The sequence below is a fragment of the Haloleucobacter ellipsoideus genome (assembly GCF_052491725.1).
Window position 1 is genome coordinate 132,909 of sequence record NZ_JBQWAR010000015.1, and the last position, 19,834, is coordinate 152,742.

Annotated in this window: 18 protein-coding genes and 1 tRNA gene; 6 read left to right on the forward strand and 13 right to left on the reverse strand. The window is 64.7% G+C overall.

Annotated elements, in window-relative coordinates; all coding sequences use genetic code 11:
• The first annotated feature begins 10 nt into the window (after positions 1 to 10).
• Complete coding sequence (locus ACT6QG_RS04085) at positions 11 to 1,744, forward strand: heparinase II/III family protein (protein WP_444976331.1); 1,734 nt, start codon at positions 11 to 13, stop codon at positions 1,742 to 1,744.
• A gap of 92 nt (positions 1,745 to 1,836) precedes the next feature.
• On the opposite strand, the gene ACT6QG_RS04090 is transcribed toward ACT6QG_RS04085, so the two are convergent.
• Positions 1,837 to 2,739, reverse strand: a complete 903-nt coding sequence (locus tag ACT6QG_RS04090) for a LysR family transcriptional regulator (RefSeq protein WP_444976332.1) — start codon at positions 2,737 to 2,739, stop codon at positions 1,837 to 1,839.
• Positions 2,740 to 2,852: 113 nt separating this feature from the next.
• Between ACT6QG_RS04090 and ACT6QG_RS04095 the strand changes: the two genes are divergently transcribed.
• Positions 2,853 to 4,388 carry an MFS transporter gene (locus tag ACT6QG_RS04095; RefSeq protein ID WP_444976333.1) on the forward strand — a complete coding sequence of 512 codons (1,536 nt, stop codon included), beginning with the start codon at positions 2,853 to 2,855 and terminating at the stop codon, positions 4,386 to 4,388.
• 67 nt (positions 4,389 to 4,455) lie between these two features.
• Here the strand turns inward: ACT6QG_RS04095 and ACT6QG_RS04100 are convergent, their stop codons facing one another.
• The 3 genes from ACT6QG_RS04100 to hslV form a co-directional block, all read right to left on the reverse strand.
• Complete coding sequence (locus ACT6QG_RS04100; RefSeq protein WP_444976334.1) at positions 4,456 to 4,815, reverse strand: 5-carboxymethyl-2-hydroxymuconate Delta-isomerase; 360 nt, start codon at positions 4,813 to 4,815, stop codon at positions 4,456 to 4,458.
• Between the two features lie 39 nt (positions 4,816 to 4,854).
• Entirely contained in the window at positions 4,855 to 6,165 is a 1,311-nt protein-coding gene (hslU, locus tag ACT6QG_RS04105) for an ATP-dependent protease ATPase subunit HslU (protein ID WP_444976335.1), read from the reverse strand.
• Positions 6,166 to 6,303: 138 nt separating this feature from the next.
• Positions 6,304 to 6,852: an ATP-dependent protease subunit HslV gene (hslV, locus tag ACT6QG_RS04110; RefSeq protein WP_444976336.1), complete on the reverse strand. Its 549-nt coding sequence runs from the start codon at positions 6,850 to 6,852 to the stop codon at positions 6,304 to 6,306.
• A gap of 256 nt (positions 6,853 to 7,108) precedes the next feature.
• Between hslV and nudC the strand changes: the two genes are divergently transcribed.
• Positions 7,109 to 8,044 carry an NAD(+) diphosphatase gene (gene nudC / locus ACT6QG_RS04115; protein WP_444976337.1) on the forward strand — a complete coding sequence of 312 codons (936 nt, stop codon included), beginning with the start codon at positions 7,109 to 7,111 and terminating at the stop codon, positions 8,042 to 8,044.
• 36 nt (positions 8,045 to 8,080) lie between these two features.
• Here the strand turns inward: nudC and ACT6QG_RS04120 are convergent, their stop codons facing one another.
• Both ACT6QG_RS04120 and ACT6QG_RS04125 read right to left on the reverse strand, forming a co-directional pair.
• Positions 8,081 to 8,947, reverse strand: a complete 867-nt coding sequence (locus ACT6QG_RS04120; RefSeq protein ID WP_444976338.1) for a prephenate dehydratase — start codon at positions 8,945 to 8,947, stop codon at positions 8,081 to 8,083.
• A 44-nt stretch (positions 8,948 to 8,991) separates the two neighbouring features.
• Positions 8,992 to 9,741, reverse strand: a complete 750-nt coding sequence (locus ACT6QG_RS04125; RefSeq protein WP_444976339.1) for a 3-deoxy-manno-octulosonate cytidylyltransferase — start codon at positions 9,739 to 9,741, stop codon at positions 8,992 to 8,994.
• A 247-nt stretch (positions 9,742 to 9,988) separates the two neighbouring features.
• On the opposite strand from ACT6QG_RS04125, the gene ACT6QG_RS04130 reads away from it, so the two are divergent.
• Both ACT6QG_RS04130 and purH read left to right on the forward strand, forming a co-directional pair.
• Positions 9,989 to 10,630 carry a c-type cytochrome gene (locus ACT6QG_RS04130; protein WP_444976340.1) on the forward strand — a complete coding sequence of 214 codons (642 nt, stop codon included), beginning with the start codon at positions 9,989 to 9,991 and terminating at the stop codon, positions 10,628 to 10,630.
• 245 nt (positions 10,631 to 10,875) lie between these two features.
• Positions 10,876 to 12,465 carry a bifunctional phosphoribosylaminoimidazolecarboxamide formyltransferase/IMP cyclohydrolase gene (purH, locus tag ACT6QG_RS04135; RefSeq protein WP_444976341.1) on the forward strand — a complete coding sequence of 530 codons (1,590 nt, stop codon included), beginning with the start codon at positions 10,876 to 10,878 and terminating at the stop codon, positions 12,463 to 12,465.
• A gap of 310 nt (positions 12,466 to 12,775) precedes the next feature.
• On the opposite strand, the gene ACT6QG_RS04140 is transcribed toward purH, so the two are convergent.
• The 3 genes from ACT6QG_RS04140 to fabI form a co-directional block, all read right to left on the reverse strand.
• A complete protein-coding gene (locus ACT6QG_RS04140; RefSeq protein WP_444976342.1) occupies positions 12,776 to 13,366 on the reverse strand; it encodes a histidine phosphatase family protein in 591 nt (196 codons plus the stop codon).
• On the reverse strand, positions 13,366 to 13,863 hold the full coding sequence (locus ACT6QG_RS04145; RefSeq protein WP_444976343.1) for a hypothetical protein: 498 nt from the start codon (positions 13,861 to 13,863) through the stop codon (positions 13,366 to 13,368). The genes ACT6QG_RS04140 and ACT6QG_RS04145 overlap by 1 nt, the downstream gene beginning before the upstream one ends.
• Before the next feature lie 107 nt (positions 13,864 to 13,970).
• Positions 13,971 to 14,798: an enoyl-ACP reductase FabI gene (fabI, locus tag ACT6QG_RS04150; protein ID WP_444976344.1), complete on the reverse strand. Its 828-nt coding sequence runs from the start codon at positions 14,796 to 14,798 to the stop codon at positions 13,971 to 13,973.
• 171 nt (positions 14,799 to 14,969) lie between these two features.
• Between fabI and ACT6QG_RS04155 the strand changes: the two genes are divergently transcribed.
• A tRNA-Pro gene (locus tag ACT6QG_RS04155) sits at positions 14,970 to 15,046 on the forward strand.
• A gap of 930 nt (positions 15,047 to 15,976) precedes the next feature.
• Here ACT6QG_RS04155 and ACT6QG_RS04160 read toward each other — a convergent pair.
• The 4 genes from ACT6QG_RS04160 to ACT6QG_RS04175 all read right to left on the reverse strand — a co-directional run bounded on the left by ACT6QG_RS04160 (position 15,977) and on the right by ACT6QG_RS04175 (position 19,540).
• Entirely contained in the window at positions 15,977 to 16,417 is a 441-nt protein-coding gene (locus tag ACT6QG_RS04160; RefSeq protein WP_444976345.1) for a VOC family protein, read from the reverse strand.
• Between the two features lie 165 nt (positions 16,418 to 16,582).
• Positions 16,583 to 16,822 (reverse strand): hypothetical protein, encoded by a 240-nt coding sequence (locus tag ACT6QG_RS04165; protein WP_444976346.1) that lies wholly within the window; start codon positions 16,820 to 16,822, stop codon positions 16,583 to 16,585.
• Between the two features lie 11 nt (positions 16,823 to 16,833).
• Entirely contained in the window at positions 16,834 to 17,982 is a 1,149-nt protein-coding gene (gene cydB / locus ACT6QG_RS04170) for a cytochrome d ubiquinol oxidase subunit II (RefSeq protein ID WP_444976347.1), read from the reverse strand.
• 1 nt (position 17,983) lies between these two features.
• Positions 17,984 to 19,540, reverse strand: a complete 1,557-nt coding sequence (locus ACT6QG_RS04175) for a cytochrome ubiquinol oxidase subunit I (protein ID WP_444976348.1) — start codon at positions 19,538 to 19,540, stop codon at positions 17,984 to 17,986.
• Positions 19,541 to 19,834: the final 294 nt, after the last annotated feature.

Genomic DNA, 19,834 nt, shown 5'->3' on the forward strand with positions numbered 1-19,834 from the left:
GGGGACCCGCGTGAGCCGAGAGAGCCTTGCCGAGCGCCTGCGACTGGCCCTCCTGCTGGGGAAGGTTGAGGCACGCGCTCTGGCCGGCGGGTTCTCCGGCAATGCCCTGGCTCTGGCCTATGTCTCGGTGCCGGTGCCCGAGCGGCTTCTCATCGCGCCGCAGGATCTGCGCACCGCCGATGCGGAACTGGCGAGCGAAATCTATTCCGGCCGCTTCTCCTTTGCCGGCAAATCCGTTTCCCTGAATGGCAGCAGCGTCTTCGAGCTGGAGCCGCCCTCCGACGAATGGGCGCAGGAGCTGCACGGCTTTGGCTGGCTGCGCCATCTGCGCGCGGCCGGCACCACCATTGCCCGCGCCAATGCCCGCGCTCTGGTGGGGGACTGGATGCGCGGCACCGGTACGGCGCGCGAGATCGCCAGCCAGCCGGATGTGATGGCCCGCCGCGTCATCTCCTGGCTCACCCAGGCCACGTTCATCCTTCAGGATGCGGAGCTGGACTTCTACCGCCGCTTCATCCGCTCGCTCACCCATCAGGTGCGTCAGCTCCGGCACATGCTGAACCGGGTGGAGGATGGCTATCCGCGCCTTCAGGCCCTGATCGCGCTGGTCTATGCGGGCCTGTGCATGTCCGACCAGCCGCGCCTGCTGCGGGCAGCGCAACGGCGGCTGGAAGAAGAGCTGGAACGGCAGATCCTGCCCGATGGCGGCCCCATCACCCGCAATCCCGGCATGCTGATCGATGTGCTGCTGGACCTGCTGCCGCTGCTGCAATCCTACACCGCCCGCAATCTGCCTGCTCCGCCCGCCCTGATGAACGCCATGGACCGGATGATGCCCATGCTGCGCTTCTTCCGGCATGGAGACGGGGCCTTTGCCCTGTTCCACGGCATGGGACTGACGGCGGGCGACCAGCTCGCCACCATATTGTCTTTCGATGATGCCCGTGGCGCACCTGTCTCCAATGCGCCCTATAGCGGCTATCAGCGCCTTGATGCGGCGGGGACGGTTCTCATTGCCGATACCGGCGCCCCGCCGCCCTTCACGGTGAGCCATGAGGCGCATGCCAGCTGCCTGTCCTTCGAGTTTTCCTCCGGGCGCAACCAGCTTGTGGTGAATTGCGGCATGGCGGCGGTGAACCAGGATGTGTGGCGGCAGGTCGCCCGCGCCAGTGCCGCCCATTCCACGCTGGTGGTGGCGGATACCTCCTCCTGCCGCTTCCTGCACGGGCCGCGCCTGAATGCCTGGTTCGGCGCACCGGTCATTGAAGGGCCCGGCCATGTGGAGGTGCAGCGCGGCGCCCGCAATGAAGCCATTCTGCTGCGCGCCAGCCATGATGGCTACAGCGCGGCCTTCGGCACCATTCACCGCCGCTCCTGGCGTCTGGCGCAGGATGGCAGCCGCCTGGATGGCGAGGACATGCTGATCGCCATTGAGGGCAATGCCCGGCCCAGCCCGGATGACCCCTCGATTCCCTATGCCATCCGCTTCCATCTGCACCCCACCGTCTCGGTGGAGCGCTTTGATGATCCTCATACCGTTCTGCTGTGCCTGCCCAATGGCGAGGCCTGGGCTTTCGCCGCGCCCGGCATGCCGGTGATGATCGAGGAAAGCATCTATCTGGCCAGCCCTACCGGCCCGCGCCGCACCTCGCAGCTCGTGCTCGCCGGGGAAGTGCCGGAAACGCGGCGCGTGGTATGGACCTTCATGCGCACGCGGGAAGCGCAGGGCGGGCGGCTGCGATAGTGCCGGCGGCAAGACGGGGGCATGGGCAAGACTGGCACGGGCAAGACGGGCACGGGCAAGACGGGCACGGGCGGGGAAAGGTGAAATCCGCCTCAGGCCCAGTCCCGCGGATGCAGCACCACCGGCGGGCAGCCCAGAAGCTGGGCCATGAAGTGGGAGACGGTGGGCGCGGGGTCTGCGGCACGAAACACGGCCGCGACCTCCGAAAAGATCGGCTCTCCGGCAATGGGGCGGAAAACCACGCCCGGCAGATGCACCACATTGCGGACAATGCTGGGTATGACGGACACACCCGCCCCCACGGAAACCTGCGTCAACACCGCCAGCAGGCTGCCGGGGGAGGAGACGATATGCGGCGCGAACCGCCCGCGCCGCGCCACCTCATAAGTGCCCGCCTGCTGCTCTGGCGAAACGAACCCCTCCTGCGCCAGCAGGCTGGACTGCACCGTGCCGGCCTGCTGCGCCAGTGCATGGGCCGCCGGCACGGCAAGGCAGAAATAATCCCGCAGCAGAATATGCCTGCGCAAGCCTGACGGCAGCGCCATGGGCAGGCGCACGAAGCCGACATCGATCCGTCCATCCTCGATCATGGCCGGAAGATCCTCCATCGGCAGCTCCACCGCGTGCAGATGCACGCCCGGCCACTGATGCGAGAAGCGCTGGATCTGCTGCTGGAGCACACCGGCATAGGCCGCCGAGCCGACATAGCCGATTTCCACCCGCCCGATCTCGCCCCGCCCCGCCCGGCGGCCGGCATTCTGCGCCCGCTCGAACTGCGCCAGAACGGTGCGGGCCTCCTGCAAAAACACCTCTCCTGCCGGCGTGAGGCGCACGGTGCGCTTGTTGCGCGCCAGCAGCTGCGCCCCGAGACGGCGCTCGATTTCCTGAATCTGCACGGTGAGGGTGGAAGGCGCGATGTTCAGCTTTTCCGCCGCCCGCGCAAAGTGCAGCTCCTGCGCCAAGGCCACGAAATATCTCAGATGCCGCAGTTCCACCGGCCTCTCCCATAATTCGGTTCAGACTAATAAAAATGGAAAAAACCACAAATGAATAAAAATACAGGATGGGCTTCAATCCCCTTCCTGCCCCGAACTTGATTGAAGATGCCGTGGACCAGCCTGCCCAGACCCTGCCTATGACCCGCACCCGTTCCACCGCCCCGATGCTCGTGTTGCTGACAGCCTCCACCGGCTGCGCCATGACGGTGCTGGACATCAATATCGTCGCCATGGTGCTGCCCAGCATCGCCCGCGGGTTTGGCGCCTCCTTTGCCGATATCCAATGGGTTGTGAGCGCCTATGTGCTGTTCTTCGCCTCGCTGCTCCTGCCGGCGGGCGCCATCGCGGACCGGTTCGGGCGCAAGCGGACCTTTCTTGCCGGGATCGGGGTCTTCACGCTGGCCTCCCTGCTGTGCGGCCTCGCGGTTTCGCCGCAGACACTTTATATGGCGCGCGCCCTGCAGGGGGCGGGCACGGCCTTCCTGCTGTCATCCGCCCTCGCCATCATCGGCCACACCTTTCATGATGTGGCCGAGCGCAACCGGGCATGGGCCATCTGGGGCGGCATCATGGGGCTGACCATGGTGCTTGCCCCCGTGATGGGCGGGCTGATCGACCAGTATCTCGGCTGGCGCTGGGCCTTTTTCGTGAATGTGCCCATCTGCCTCACACTGGGGCTGGCGGTGATCTGCTGGATCGAGGAATCCCATGGCGATACCACCCGGCGGCTGGACCCGGCCGGCATCGCGCTGTTCACCTGCGCCATGTTCGGCCTCACCTGGGGGCTGGTGCAGGGGCAGGCACAGGGTTGGACGACCCCCGTCGCCCTTGCCGGCTTTGCCGCCGGCCTGTGCGCCCTCATCGCCTTCATCGCCGTGGAGCGGGCGCTGAAGAACCCCATGCTGGATGTCCACATGTTCACCAACCCTCGGCTGGTGGGCGGCGTATGGGCGATGTTTGCCTATGCTGCCTGCGCGCAGGTGATGGCCTCCCTGCTGCCCCTGCTGCTGCTGAACGGGCTGGGCCGCCCCGCGCTGGTGGCCGGCTTCTCCATGCTGCCCTTCGCGCTGGCCATGCTGGCCTTTCCCTATGTCGGGCGCTTTCTGGCGCGCTTTCTCGGCTCCCCGCAGATTCTGGTGCTGGGGCTGTGCATCACCGGCATTGGCAATCTTCTGGCGGGCTTCGGCGCCCAGCTTGGCTCATGGGCCATCATCATGCCCGGCATGGCGCTGATGGGCAGCGGCGGCGGCCTGCTGAACGGGGAAACGCAGAAAGCCATCATGAGCGTGGTCCCGCGTGAGCGGGCCGGCATGGCATCCGGCATCAGCGCCACGGCGCGTTTCTCCGGCATCCTGCTGGGCTTCGCCGTGCTCTCCGGCATTCTGGCCACCATGATCCGGGCCCTGATGATGCAGGGCTGTGCCGACAGGGCGGCCTGCGCCCACAAGCCGGCCATGGCCGATGCGGTGGCGGCGGGAGACTGGCCCCAGCTCCTGTCCACCCTGCCGCAGGGCGACCATGCCGCCGCCTTGCAGCAGGCCCAGATGGTGTTCTCGCAGGGCTTTGCCTATGTGCTCTTCACCGCCGGAACCTTCGGGCTGGTTTCCGCCCTGGCCATCCACCGGCTGATGAAGGCCCGCCCCTGAAACATGAACGCCATGGCGGGCAGGCCGGCCATGGCGTGTTTTCAGAAGGGTCTTTCCATCACCCCTGTCAGGGCCCGAAGATCGCCTTGCCATAGGAGGCGCGGTCCATATCCAGAATCTCGACAGTGATCTGGGTATGAATACCGCTCGACATGAAGGACTTCTTCAGCGCCTCAAGCAGGATTTCCGAAAGCTGCTTTTTCTGTTCCGCCGTGCGTCCGCTCAGAATGCACAGGCGCGCCGCCAGAAAGCCGCGCTCGCCTTCCGCCGTGCCGATGGCGAAAACATCCACCGGCACCGCGCGGCTCTTGATGGCCATTTCCTCGAACTGGCCGGATGTCATCAGGGCGGTGTTCAGGTTGCGCAGCATCTGCGGGGTGCAGGCGTGGCCGATATTGGAACTGTATTCGACAGTCAGATGGGGCATGGGCGTCTCCGGCGGACGGGTTGCGACTGGGCGGCCATTCTAGAGGATGAACCGGCTCAGGTCCGCATTGCGCGCCAGATCGGAGACCCGTGAGCGGACATATTCGGCATCGATCACGACAGTCTCGCCGGAACGGTCCGGGGCGGAGAAGGACAGATCGTCCAGCACCCGCTCGATCACGGTCTGCAAACGCCGCGCGCCGATATTCTCGACATTGGAGTTCACTTCCACCGCCGCATCGGCAATGGCCTCCACGGCATCCTGCGTCACATCCAGCGTCACGCCCTCCGTGCCCATGAGAGCGATGGACTGCTTGACGAGGCTGGCCTCGGTCTCATTGAGAATGCGCACGAAATCGGCCCGTGTCAGCGCCTCCAGCTCCACGCGGATGGGCAGGCGGCCCTGAAGCTCCGGCAGCAGGTCGGAAGGCTTGGACACATGGAACGCGCCGGAGGCGATGAAGAGGATATGATCGGTCTTCACCGGCCCGTGCTTGGTGGAAACGGTGGTGCCCTCGATCAGCGGCAGCAGGTCGCGCTGCACCCCCTCGCGCGAGACATCGGCGCCGGAGCGGTTTTCGCGGCCGGCGATCTTGTCGATCTCGTCAAGGAAGACGATGCCGTGATTCTCCACCGCATGGATCGCATCCTGCACCGTGGCTTCCTGATCGATCAGCTTGTCCGCCTCCTCGGTCAGCAGAAGGGGATGGGCCTCCTTCACGCTCACCTTGCGCGGCTTGGAACGGCCGCCCAGCGCCTTGCCCAGCATGTCGCCCAGCGAGAGGGCGCCCATCTGGCCGCCACCCGGCATGCCGGGAATCTCGAACATGGACAGGCCCGGCGCACCGGCGGAAACCTCGATCTCCACTTCCTTGTCATCCAGCTCGCCGCTGCGCAGGCGCTTGCGGAAGGCATCGCGCGTGGCGGCGGAGGCATTGGCGCCCACCAGCGCATCCAGCACCCGCTCCTCAGCGGCCAGATGCGCTTTTGCCTGCACATCCTTGCGCTTGTTCTCCTTCACGATGCCGATGCCGACCTCGACCAGATCACGGATGATCTGTTCCACATCACGGCCCACATAGCCCACTTCCGTGAACTTGGTCGCCTCCACCTTCAGGAAGGGCGCTCCGGCCAGGCGGGCGAGACGACGGGAGATCTCGGTCTTGCCGACGCCGGTGGGGCCGATCATCAGAATGTTTTTCGGCAGAACCTCCTCGCGCAGCCGGTCGTCGAGCTGCTGGCGGCGCCAGCGATTGCGCAGGGCAATGGCCACGGCGCGCTTGGCGTTCTGCTGGCCTACAATGTGGCGGTCGAGCTCGGAAACGATCTCGCGCGGGGAAAAGTCGCTCATGGCGGAAGGCTTCTCTTGTCTTGATCCTCGGAGCATGTCCCCGTTCCTGACATTTCAGGGAGATGCCCGACCTTTCGGGAAGGTGCATTTTCATCTCGCAAGGGCTGGAACACCCCGCGGAAAATGCGCTGCGCAGGCTCAGGCCGAAATGGCTTCCAGCGTGATGTTGCGGTTGGTGTAGACGCAGATGTCGGCGGCAATTTCCAGGGCGCGACGGGCGATCACTTCCGGATCATCCTCCCTGTCCGCCAGCGCGCGGGCGGCGGCCAGCGCATACATGCCCCCCGAGCCGATGGCGGTGATGCCCTCTTCCGGCTCCAGCACATCGCCCGTGCCGGTGAGCACGAGGGTGATGGTGGCATCGGCCACGATCATCATGGCCTCAAGGCGGCGCAGATAGCGGTCGGTGCGCCAGTCCTTCGCCAGTTCCACGGCGGCGCGCTGAAGCTGGCCGGGATACTGCTCCAGCTTGGCCTCAAGGCGCTCGAACAGGGTGAAGGCATCCGCCGTCGCACCGGCGAATCCGCCAATGACATCGCCCCGGCCAAGACGGCGCACCTTGCGGGCATTGCCCTTCAATATGGTCTGTCCGAGTGTCACCTGCCCGTCGCCGGCGATCGCGACGCGGTTGCCCTTGCGGATGGAGACAATAGTGGTGCCATAAATGGTTTCGGGTGAGGCGTGCATCCAAAGCTCCGCTCGGGCGGTCGGGGCTTCCGGCGGGAAGCGGCCCGGTTCCGGCCGGTTCAGTTTTCACACGGGCACGCCCGGCGCACCCACTGGCCCCTTACTTATGTCTTTCCGCGGCAGGTGCAATGTTCACCGCTCATATCTGCCCACTGAAAATGGGGCAGGAGAGCTGCTTGCGCCCCTCCGGCGCGCGTGCAACCTTTCCCCGCCGCCCGTTCGGGCAGCACGCCACCGCCCATAGCGATTGCCCCACATGCCTGCCGATACCTGCCCGCACACCGTCGCGGACGATCTCCATCCGCCCCTCGCCTATACGCACAATGGCCTGGACCGCGCCGCGCATCTGCGCCCCGACACGCGCGCTTTGCTTGAACAGCCGGAGGCGCGCGGCTGCCTGCTGGGGGGCGAGGCGGTGGCGATCGGTGCAGATGGCGCGGCCTTCCTGCCCGCAACGGCGGCGCGCCTGTGGAGCCGGGGCCGCCCGATTTTTCTGGGGATGCAGGATGACATGCCCCATTTCGCCTTCTCCTTCGATCCGGCGCGTCAGGAGGAGATGGAGGGTGCCGGGCTTCAGGTCAGCACGCTGCGCGCCATCGCGGCCGAGGGACTTGCGCCATCCGGCGTGCTGGGCGCGCTGGCCAGCGCCAAGGCCCTTCTGGCCTGGCATGGGCGACACCGCTACTGCTCCAATTGCGGCACACGCACGCAAATGACCGATTCCGGCTGGCGGCGCGACTGCCCCTCCTGCGGCGGACAGCACTTTCCGCGCACCGATCCGGCCGTCATCATGCTGGTGATATCGGGAGAGCGCTGCCTGCTGGGGCGCTCGGCCCATTTCCGGCCCAACATGTACAGCTGCCTTGCCGGTTTCGTGGAACCGGGGGAAACGATGGAGGACGCGGTGCGCCGCGAGACTCTGGAAGAGGTGGGCGTGCGCGTCTCCCGCGTGCGCTATATGGATTGCCAGCCCTGGCCTTTTCCCATGTCCCTGATGCTCGGCTGCCTTGCCGAGGCCGCGAGCGGGGAACTCACCCTCGATCCGGCCGAAATCGAGGATGCCCGCTGGTTTTCGCGCGATGAGGTGGAGCAGATGCTGGCGGGCGACCACCCTCAGGAACTGTTCGTTCCGGGGGCGGAGGCCATCGCCCGCCATCTGGTTCTGGCCTTCATGGCCGGAGAGCGGGCCTGACACACGGCGAGCCCCGCCCGGGCGGAAGAGCCCGGCCTATTCCGCCGGAAGGGCCTTCTGGCGGAAGGGGCTGGCCGGATAGACACCGAGAATGCGCACCTCGCGCGAGAAGAAAGCCAGTTCCTCCAGCGCCCGCTTCACCGGCAGATCATCCGGGTGGCCGTCAATATCGGCATAGAACTGGGTGGCGGTGAAGTGCCCGTCGAGCTGATAGGATTCCAGCTTGGTCATGTTCACGCCATTGGTGGCAAAACCGCCCATGGCCTTGTAGAGCGCCGCCGGCACGTTGCGCACGCGGAACACCAGCGTGGTCACCACCGGCCCATTGCCGGCCGGCGCCCACTGCCCATCCCGCGAAAGAATGACAAAGCGCGTGGTGTTGTGCTTCTCGTCCTCGATATTCTCGGACAGGATCTGCAGATCATAGATCTCGGCCGCAAGGCGCGAGGCGATGGCGGCGCGGGTCACATCCCCCGCCTCGGCGATCTCGCGGGCCGAGCCGGCGGTGTCCGCGGCGGTCACCGCGCGCAGGTTCAGCGTGCGGATGGCCTTGCGGCACTGGCCGAGCGCCATCACATGGCTCTGCACGGTTTTCAGCGTGGCAAGGCTTGCCCCCTTCACTCCCAGAAGCTGGTGCGACAGCGGCAGAAAATATTCCCCCACGATCTGCAGGGGGGAACGCGGCATCAGGTGGTGGATATCCGCCACCCGGCCCGCCACCGAATTCTCGATGGGAATCATGGCCAGTTCCACCGTGCCATTTTCCACCGGCGCGAAAGCGTCCTCGAAGGTGGCGCAGGGCACCGCCTCATAATCCGGGAACACATCCCGGCAGGCGATATGGGAATTGGCCCCCGCCTCGCCCTGGAAGGTGATGCGCCGCTTTCTGGACTCGTCTGTCACGTCCCTGCCCTCATGAAATGTGCTGGACCGGCCCCGGCCGGATTTCAGAAACCGTTCTCTTCAGCGAGAATCGCGCGGGCCCGTTCCAGATGGGCCGGCGTATCCACCCCCAGCGGCACGGTGTCGACAATCGCCACATCAATGCGCATGCCCGCCTCCAGCGCCCGCAGCTGCTCCAGCTTCTCGCGCTGCTCCAGCGGCGATGGCGGCAGGCTCACAAAACGCTCCAGCGCCCGGCGGCGATAGGCATAAAGGCCAATATGATGATAGAGCGGGCCATCGCCATAAGGGGCCGTGGCACGGGTGAAATAGAGCGCCCGCAACAGCTGCGGCCCGATGGGCGAGCCCACCACCTTCACCACATTGGGGTCCGTGCGCTCATCCGCCTCGCGGATCTGCGCCGCCAGCGTGGCCATGTCCGCCTGCGCATTCTCCAGCGGCAGCACCGCCCGGCGGATGGCTTCGGGAGCGATGGTGGGCAGGTCGCCCTGCACATTCACCACGATTTCCACCGCGCCGGCCGGATCCAGCACGCCGAGCGCCTCATGGATACGGTCCGAACCGGAGGGATGATCGGCGCGGGTCATCACGGCCTCATAGCCGGCCGCGCGCACGGCATCGGCAATTTCCTGCGTATCGGTGGCCACCGCCACCCGCCCGATGCGGGCTGCGACCGCGCGCCGCGCCACTTCCACGATCATCGGCCGCCCGCCTACATCGGCCAGCGGTTTGCCCGGCAGGCGGGAGGCCGCCATGCGTGCTGGAACAAGAACAAGTGTAGAAGTTGGGGACATAAGCGTGTTCCGGCCTGATCCTGTAGTGACCACGCCATTGCGATAGCACAGCCCGCGCAATGGGCGCGAGCGGGGCGGATCAACAAAGATGACGCGTCTTAATACGGGTTGCGCCGCTTCAATCAAAGTGCTTAGTGTCGTTCCAACTTGCGCAGGCGTGCCTGCGCGCGTGCCATCGACATGCTGTCGCCCTGAGCTGGAACCGGCCGGGCGGTGCTGACTGAGGGGTCCGAGGGGCGAAACGCCGATGAACGTTTTTCGATTTCTGATCAAGCTTGGGGTTGGATTTGCCTGCGCGCTGGTGCTCGCATTCGGCCTTGGATACACCTCCGGCATCCTCTTCACGCCCGAGGCCCCGGCCCGGCCCGGCTATGACATTGTCGTGCTGCCGCCCGGAGCGGAGGCTGAAAAGCCGCGTGAGGTCTCGATCCAGGAGCTGTTCGCCGAGGCGGACATCTCCAAGGGTGAAAAGGTCGCCAAGAAGTGCGCCGCCTGCCACAACTTCAAGGAAGGCGCGGGCAACAAGGTTGGCCCCGAACTCTATGGTGTCGTGGGCCGTGACACGGCGACCTTCCCCGGCTTCAGCTATTCGCAGGCCATGAAGGACCATGGCGGCAAGTGGGATCCGCTGATGCTGAACACCTATCTCACCAATCCCAAGGCTGAGGTTCCCGGCACCAGCATGGCCTTTGCCGGCCTGCCCAAGGCCGAGGATCGCGCCAACCTGATCGCCTATCTCAACTCCCTGTCGGCCGATCCCAAGCCGCTGCCCACCGTGGCCGCCGCCCCGGCGGAGGAAGCCCCGGCCGCAGACGCGCCGGCGGAACAGCCGGCCCCCGAGGCACCCGCCGAGGCCCCGGCACAGGAAGAGCCCGCTCAGGCGAACTGATTCCCTGCCCCTCCGGCACCCGGATGCAGGATGAACTGACCCCAGAGGCCGCGCCCCGCAAGGAGCGCGGCCTTTGCATATGAGAAAGCCACCACACACTCTGGCGAGCCGCGCGCATTAGTGGTAGGCGAGCGGGCAGTGCCCGGGCTTCCTTGCCAAGAGGAAACGCGCGGCCCCCTTTCAAGATGCCCCTTCCGCACCTTCCGGGCTTATGCCGGATGCGGCCATATTGCTGGAGCCTGACCATGACCGCCGATATCCGTCCCGTGACCCGCGCCCTCATCTCGGTGTCCGACAAGACGGGTCTCGTGCCCTTCGCCACCGCGCTGGTGGAAAGCGGCGTGGAACTGGTTTCCACCGGCGGCACCTGCAAGGCGCTGGCCGATGCCGGCCTGCCGGTGCGCGATGTTTCCGAACTCACCGGTTTTCCGGAAATGATGGATGGCCGGGTCAAGACCCTGCATCCCAAGGTGCATGGCGGCATTCTCGCCATCCGCTCCGATGCCGGCCATCAGGCCTCCCTCGCCGAGCATGACATCGCCCCCATCGACCTTGTGGTGGTGAATCTCTATCCGTTCGAGGAAACGGTTGCCCGCAAGGCCGGCTTCGATGAAACCATCGAGAATATCGACATTGGCGGCCCCTCCATGATCCGTGGCGCGGCCAAGAATCACGCCGATGTCGCTGTTGTGGTGGATGGGGTGGACTATGAGGCCGTGCTGGCGGAAATCCGCGCCCATGGCGGCACGACGCTGACCCTGCGCCGTCGCCTCGCCCAGAAGGCCTATGCGCGCACCGCCGCCTATGATGCCGCCATCTCCAACTGGTTCGCGCGCGAGCTGAAGGACAGCGCCCCGGCCTATCGCGCGGTGGGCGGCAAGCTGATCGAGGCGCTGCGCTATGGCGAGAACCCGCACCAGAATGCGGCCTTCTATGCCACGGACGAGCTCCGCCCCGGCGTCGCCACCGCCCGGCAGGTGCAGGGCAAGCAGCTCTCCTACAACAATATCAATGACACCGACGCCGCCTTCGAGGCGGTGGCCGAATTCCACCCCGCCCGCACCGCCGCCGTGGTGATTGTCAAGCATGCCAATCCCTGCGGCGTGGCCGAAGGTGCCAGCCTTGAGGAAGCCTATCGCAAGGCGCTGGCCTGTGATCCGGTTTCGGCCTTTGGCGGCATCATCGCCGTGAACCGCACGCTGGATGCCGATGCTGCCCGCGCCATGGCCGACATCTTCACCGAGGTGATCGTCGCTCCCGAGGCCACGGAAGAAGCCATCGCGATTGTTGGCGCGAAGAAGAATCTGCGCCTGCTGCTCACCGGCGCCCTGCCCGACCCGCGCGCCCCCGGCCTGCTGGTGAAGACGGTTGCCGGCGGCCTGCTGGTGCAGAACCGCGACAATATCAGCGCCGATGATCTCGACCTGAAGGTGGTGACCAAGCGCGCCCCGACCGAGCGGGAGCTTGCGGACCTGCGCTTCGCCTTCCGCGTGGCCAAGCATGTGAAGTCCAACACCATCATCTATGCGAAGGACGGTGCGACGGTGGGCATTGGCGCCGGCCAGATGAGCCGCGTTGATTCGGCCCGCATCGCCGCCCGCAAGGCCATTGATGCCGCCGAGGCCGCCGGCCTTGCCACGCCCCTCACCAAGGGTTCGGTCGTGGCATCCGATGCCTTCTTCCCCTTTGCCGATGGCCTGCTGGCCGCGGTGGAGGCGGGCGCAACCGCTGTCATCCAGCCCGGCGGCTCCATGCGGGATGCAGAGGTGATTGCAGCGGCGGATGAAGCGGGCCTTGCCATGGTCTTCACCGGCGTGCGCCACTTCCGCCACTGAGCACCCGAAGGGCATTTTCAGGTGATGGAACCGTCACCTGAAAATGCCGCCGGTGTCGGCCTTGGCGCCCTTTGACGAGCGGATTTCCCCGAATCGAAAGCGGGAGAATGCGCAGGGCCATGCCAGCCTCTCCGCGTGCATTTCAGGGAATTGAGAAAAGGTGCGCGGTCATGGTCACGCGCCGTGCGGGCCCTGACAACGGAAGCGTGTAACGGCAATGCCCGGCAGGATCCGTTCTGAAGATTGCAGGGCCGGGATGATCACAGGCCGGCGCTTTATCCGGGCTTCCCGAGCCCGGCATCAACAGCTTTCAGGTCGCAACCTCGAAGCGGCCACCCTCAACGACATAGACCGCCCCCTGGCGGATCGGCAGATGGGCGGCCTCCTGCCCGGGCATGCCGGCCAGAATGCTGAGCGCGGTGCGAATCACGCCACCATGGGTGACGATGATCGCATCCTGCTGCACGTCCTCCAGCGCGGCGCCAAGGCGGACCTTGAGGTCATTGTAGCTCTCCCCGCCAGGAGGCGCGAAATGCCAGGGGTCTTCATCGCGCTTGCGCACCTCGACCAGATCACTGCGGCGCAGCTGCGGCCAGGTCTTGCCCTCCCACTCCCCGAAGGACAGCTCGGCAAGACGGATGTCCGTGGCGAAATCATTCACCGGCAGGTCCAGCGTGGTCCGCAGGATACGCATGGTTTCCAGCGTGCGGATCATCGGGCTGGAGACAAAATGCAGGCGCTCCACCGGCTCGCCCACAATCCGGGGCAGCAGCTTGCCCACACGGCCGGCCTGCACGCGCCCCAGATCATTCAGGGGCACATCCCGGCGGCCCTGCAGACGACCGGCAAGGTTCCAGTCCGTCTCACCGTGACGCACGAAAAACAGCCGCGTGGCGCGCATCACCCGCCCACCTTCACAATATGCGTGTACCAGGCCCCGAGGGTGGGATAGATGACCCGCAGGGTGACCGTGGAACCCGGCGGGCGCGGCCCCTTGTAGCTCACCACAATGCCCCGCGCCGGCTGGCCGATGCAGCGGGAGAGGCCCTTGTCGATTCCCGTGACGGTAAAGCTGCCGAGCCGGAGCGAAACCTTCCCGCCCGGCGGTGCGGACATCACCTCGATTCGCGGCGCCTGGGTCTGCTGGCAGTTATAATCAACCGTACCGGCCGCGAAGATGTCTCCACGGCGGCTGCCATGGCCGATCACATAAGCGGTGCCGCGCTCATAGGGCTGGGAATAATCGGGAAAAAGCGCCCCTCCGGAACCGAAGATCCGATCCTTCAGGGGGTATTGCTGAAAGTTCGGCGGGCTTTGCGCCGCCGCGCCGGTGATGCCGGCCCCGGCCAGGGCAAGGGCGGCCAGAGGAAAGAGGGTCGCACGTCCAACAGCCCGCATGGTGCTCTCCCGCAGATGTGGCCACCCGGGGCGGCCTGCCCTGTTCCTGCCGTCGCCTCACCGGATGGTGCGGGCGCGCCAGCTCATGCCGCGCCCGGCTTGCAAGGTCAATCGCGCACAAGCGCAAGGTCGGGCGCGTCAGGATGCTTCATGCCCACGATATGATAGCCCGCATCCACATGATGCACCTCGCCGGTAACGCCACGCGACAGATCGGAAAGCATATACACGGCGGTATCGCCCACCTCGTCGGTGGTGACGGTGCGGCGCAGCGGGGAGTTCAGCTCGTTCCATTTCAGGATGTAGCGGAAATCACCGATGCCGGAGGCGGCCAGCGTCTTGATGGGGCCGGCCGAGACCGCATTCACGCGGATGGCCTTGGGGCCGAGATCCGCCGCCAGATAGCGCACGGAAGCCTCCAGCGCGGCCTTGGCGACACCCATCACATTGTAATGGGGCATCCACTTCTCCGCCCCGTAATAGGTCAGGGTGAGCAGCGAGCCGCCATTGGGCATCAGCTTCTCGGCCCGCTGGGCGATGGCGGTGAAGGAATAGCAGGAGATGAACAGGCTCTTGGAGAAATTCTCCGCCGAGGTGTCCACATAACGCCCGTCCAGCTCGTCCTTGTCGGAGAAGGCGATGCAATGGACAACGAAATCGATGGTGCCGAAAATCCGCTCGGCCTCAGCAAACACTGCGTCGATGGTGGCAGGTTCGGTCACATCGCAGTGGCCCACCAAATGCGCGCCCAGCTCCTCCGCCAGCGGGGCAACCCGCTTCTTCAGCGCATCACCCTGCCAGGTCAGGCCGATCTCCGCGCCCTGGGCGCGTGCAGACTTGGCGATGCCATAGGCGATGGAGCGATTGTTGGCGACGCCGAGAACCAGCCCGCGCTTGCCCTTCAGCAGACCGCTCGCGAAACCGTCTGTCGCCATGTGCTCATACTCCACATTGTAAACCCGTTGAATCCACCCTGAACCGGACTGCCGGAACAATAGGACGCCGGCATCCTATGACATGGCCCCTTCCACCGTTCAAGCGACGAGACGCATCATTCCCTCTTGCATTCCCTGACAAGCTCATGTTAAAGGCAGCGCCTCTGGTCACGGAGTATAGCGCAGCCTGGTAGCGCACCACGTTCGGGACGTGGGGGTCGCAGGTTCAAATCCTGCTACTCCGACCAGATATTTCAAAGCCTTATACCGGGCTGAGAATCAGGCAGACAGGCTTGGAAATCCGGCATTTTGCCGTCCGCCCCCTGGTTTTGCTGCCCTCAGGCATTTTCTGATCAGGATCGCGGGCGGTGTTTGCGCATCACAAGCCGTATGCATGCCCTGATTGCTGTCCAATCATCCCCAGATAACTGGCATTTTTCCATATCCACGCACCATATTCCGCACGCGCCTGATGCCGAGCCGCAACATGATTCGCAGCTCCGGGAGCCTCGCCAATGTCTGGAGGCGGCGTCTGATTCGCTGAAGCGGGCCATATGCGCCGGGAAAAATGATTCCGGTTCCGGCTATCACTCGCCTTTCCCCATCAAAAGACAGGTCCTGTCGCAAGGATCACCCCGCGATTCGCTGAAGGTGCGCGCGCACATGACCGCCTGCGCATATGCTGTCACAGGGGCAAATCATCCTGCGCGCCGGAGATATTGCACGACGCGGATGATGGCAGCGCCCATGTGAGCGGACCGTGTCAGATTCTTCCGCTCAGCCCCAGACGAATCTCAAGCGCCGGCCGATGCACGGATGATGGATGGCGGACGCACCCCGGCACATCAGGGATGCATGGATGCCGATTCCGGAGATCTGTTCCCCATCTCATTCTCACCGGTATGCCACTGCCGGCCAGCGCGCCTGATATTGCGGCGGCATGTCATGCTTTGCAGCATCTGACGGATGGGTAGATTTGCCCATCCGCTTGCGGGCGCCCCCCGGGCGGGAAGGTCAGCCACAATCTATACCCGCCCTGCCTCGTCGAGGCTGCGTCTGCCCACCGCAAACGCCATATCCGGCGATCGGCACCGTGGCGGAAGTCGCCAGAGGCTGGCGCCAGCCCCCACCCGGTATGACAGGGCCAGGCACGCAGGCCCGGCCTTCTTCTCCAAAGATCACCACACGCCGACATTCGGCATCGAGATCCACGGCTCCACGGGCGCCAAGGGCTCCCCCTTCTGCAGCAGCTCCACCGAGATCAGGTCCGGCGAGCGCACAAAGGCCATGCGGCCATCGCGCGGGGGACGGTTGATGGTGATGCCGGCCGCCAGAAGCCGCGCACAGGTGGCATGGATGTCATCCACCTCGAACGCCAGATGGCCGAAATTACGGGCGCTGCCGTAATCTTCCTCGGAGCCCCAGTTGTAGGTCAGCTCGATCAGCGGCGCATCGGGAGCCGGCTCCGTCAGATCGGCGGGAGCGGCCAGAAAAATGAGGGTGAAACGGCCTTGCTCCGATTCCACGCGCCGCACTTCCCGAAGGCCCAGATGCGTGCAGAAAAATGTGAGGGCTGCGTCCACGTCGTGCACGCGGATCATGGTGTGCAGGTATCGCATGTGCGGTTCCAATGCTGAAGGTGGAGATCATCCGGCCTGAAGCCGGGCCCAGCCGTGAATAGTTCAGCATTCCACGCAAGAGAACAATGCGGCTGGGGGAACGGCCCCATGCACATGCCGAAAAAAATTCACGGCACCGCTGCCGCGGTGCCGTGAATCATATTGTCAGGCCTTGCCCTTTTCCCCGGAAAGCTTCTGCGGCTCGCTTCCCGGAACGGGCGGGACAACCCCCCTCCTCGCATCATCCTGCGCCTCGAACAGGACGCCGGCGGAAACGGCCACCAGCACCATGAAGCCCGTGCCGAGGAACCAGGACAGATACCAGGGCCCATAGTCTCCCAGAATGATGCCGAGGAGAATGGCGATGACGGCAAGCACCATCGCGATGATGTAACGCCAGAACATGGTGTGCCCCCTCAAAGCGCGTGGTCAGACGACTCGATTTTCTTCACATCCACCTTGCCGCGCATCACCCAGAACGCCCAGCTGGTATATGCGATGATGAGTGGCATGAAGATAAGCGTGAAGCCCAGCATCCAGGCCAGCGTGCGCAGGCTGGAGCCCGAGTTCCACACGGTCAGGCTGTGCGAGGGATGGGTGATGGACGGCATCAGGAACGGGAACATCGAGGCGCCGACAGTTCCCATCACACCGATCCAGGCCAGCACCCCGAACCACCATGCCACCAGCGGATGGCGCGTGGCCAGCGAGACCAGTCCGATCAGAAGCCCCGCATAGGCCAGCCCCGGAAACACCCACAGGATGGGATGTGCCGTATAATTGGCGAGCAGGGCGCCGGGCACATAGGCCACCTCCTGGTGCAGCGGGGTCTGTGCCGCATCCGCCGGCGGACCGGAGACGAGCTGGTAGCCGCTCAGATTGGCCACCCAGAACCCACCGATGGTGAACAGGACCAGCGCCGCAATGGCGGCGGCCATGCCGGCCGTGCGCGCGCGCTGGCCAACAGGCTCACCGGCCGCCCGGCCCAGAATGCTGCCGCCCATATAGACCGCCAGCGACACCGACATCAGCCCGCACAGAATGGCGAACGGGTTGAACAGCTCGATGAAGCTGCCGGTATAGAAGGAGCGCAGGCGCCAGTCGAAATTGAACGGCACCCCCTGCAGCACATTGCCGATGGCCGCGCCGAAGACCAGCATGGGCAGGAAGCCGGAGATGAACAGCGTGCCATCCCATGCCGCGCGCCAGCGATCCGAAGGCATCTTGGAGCGGTATTCAAAGCCCAGCGGCCGCACGATCATGCTCCACAGCAGCAGCAGCATGACAATGTAGAAGCCGGAGAAGGCCGTGGCATAGACCAGTGGCCAGGCGGCGAAGATCGCGCCGCCGCCGAGGATGAACCACACCTGGTTGCCATCCCAGTGCGGGCCGATGACATTGATCGCCACCCGGCGCTCGGCATCGGTACGGCCCACATAACGCAGGATCGTGCCGACACCCATGTCCATGCCCACCATCACGCCGATGCCTGTGAGCAGAACCCCGAGAAGCACCCACCACACCACCTTGAGGACGGCATAGGCCTCGAAAGCAAAGCCTTCCATATCAGTAGCCTCCCGCCAGCTGGGCCGCGCCATGCGCACCGGGCTCATCCGGCCCCTTGCGGATGAAGTGCAGCATGAGGAACACCTCGATAATCGCAAAGATGGTGTAGAGCAGCACGAAGCCGGTGATCGAGAAGATCATGTAGCTTTCGCTGTGGGTCGAGGCCGAAAGCCAGGTCGGCAGCATCTCGTAGACGGTCCAGGGCTGTCGGCCAACCTCCGCAACCAGCCAGCCCATCTCGCAGGCGAGGAAGGGCACAGGGATCATCAGCACACCGGCCCACAGGAACCAGCGCCGCTTCTCGATCTGGTTGGTCAGGGAGATCAGCATGGCGAACACCATATAGGCCAGCATCAGCAGGCCGAATGCCACCATGAAGCGGAAGGCCCAGAAGACGATCCACACCTCGGGAATGGTATCACGGGCAGCCTGCGCCACCTGTTCGTCGGTGATCTGCGTCAGGTCCGGCGCATAGCGCTGGGCCAGAAGGGCATAGCCGACATCGGCCTTGTGAGCCGCGAACTGCACCAGAGCCTCCTCATCCTTCGGATTGGAGCTCAGCTTCTCCATCGCCAGAACGGCGGGAATGCCGTTGCGGATGCGCTCGCGGGCCTCGGCCTCCAGCGTATCCACGCCCGGCAATGTGCCGGTGAGCGAATGCGTCACCAGAATGGAGAGCACCGCCGGAATCTGGATGGCGAAGTCATTGCGCTGCTCCGCCTGATTGGGGAAGGCAATGGCGTTGAACGCCATCGGCGCGGGCTCGGTCTCCCAGAGCGCTTCCATCGCCACCAGCTTGGAGGGCTGCACATGCGCGCCCACATAGCCCAGCGCGTCACCCAGCGTGATCACGCCACCCGCACCCAGAACACCGAACACCGAGGCCACGCGGAAGGAGCGCTTGGCGAACTCGAGGCTCCGGCCACGCAGCAGGTAATAGGAGCTGATGCCGCACACGAAGATGGCCGCGGTCACATAGCCCGCCAGCACGGTGTGCACGAACTTGGCCTGCGCATCCGGGTTGAAGAAGAGCGAGCCGAAGCTTTCCAGCTCCATGCGCATGGTCACGGGGTTGAACTCCGCACCGGCCGGATGCTGCATGAAGCTGTTCGCCACCAGAATCCAGAGCGCGGAGAAGTTGGAGCCCAGCGCCACCAGATAGGTGACGACAAGATGCTGCCCCCTGGAGAGCCTGTCCCAGCCGAACACCATCAGGCCGATGAAGGTGGACTCCATGAAGAAGGCCATCAGCCCCTCAATGGCCAGCGGCGCGCCGAAGGTGTCGCCGACAAAGCTGGAATAGAAGGACCAGTTGGTTCCGAACTCGAACTCCATGGTGAGGCCGGTGGCCACACCCAGAGCAAAGTTGATCAGCAGCAGCTTGCCCCAGAACTGGGCCATCTGCTTGTAGATATCGCGTCCTGTCGTGACATAAATGGTTTCCATCGCAGCCAGAATGACTGTGAGACCAAGAGTCAGCGGAACGAAAAGAAAATGGTAGAGCGCTGTAGCCGCGAATTGCAGCCGTGAGAGATCCACGACCAGATCATTCACCATCCCCAAGCCCCCTGTTCATATGCTGTCCATTCACAATTCGGGCACGCGCATGGTACATCCTCCGCGCGTACGGATAGTCGAGACACACCATGAATACGTTCTTTCCATTTCGTCAACAGGCTGAAATGATCCTAAGGTGTGACAAAGTTCCCATGCCGCTCACAGCAGCCGCCTGCCCGGGAAAGACTTTCGCTGCGACATAATTGCCCCGCAGCATTGTTAAGCCGAAACATATTGTCTGCATTGAAGAGCCCGCACGATATCTGCGAACATCTCTCAAATCGTGGATATATA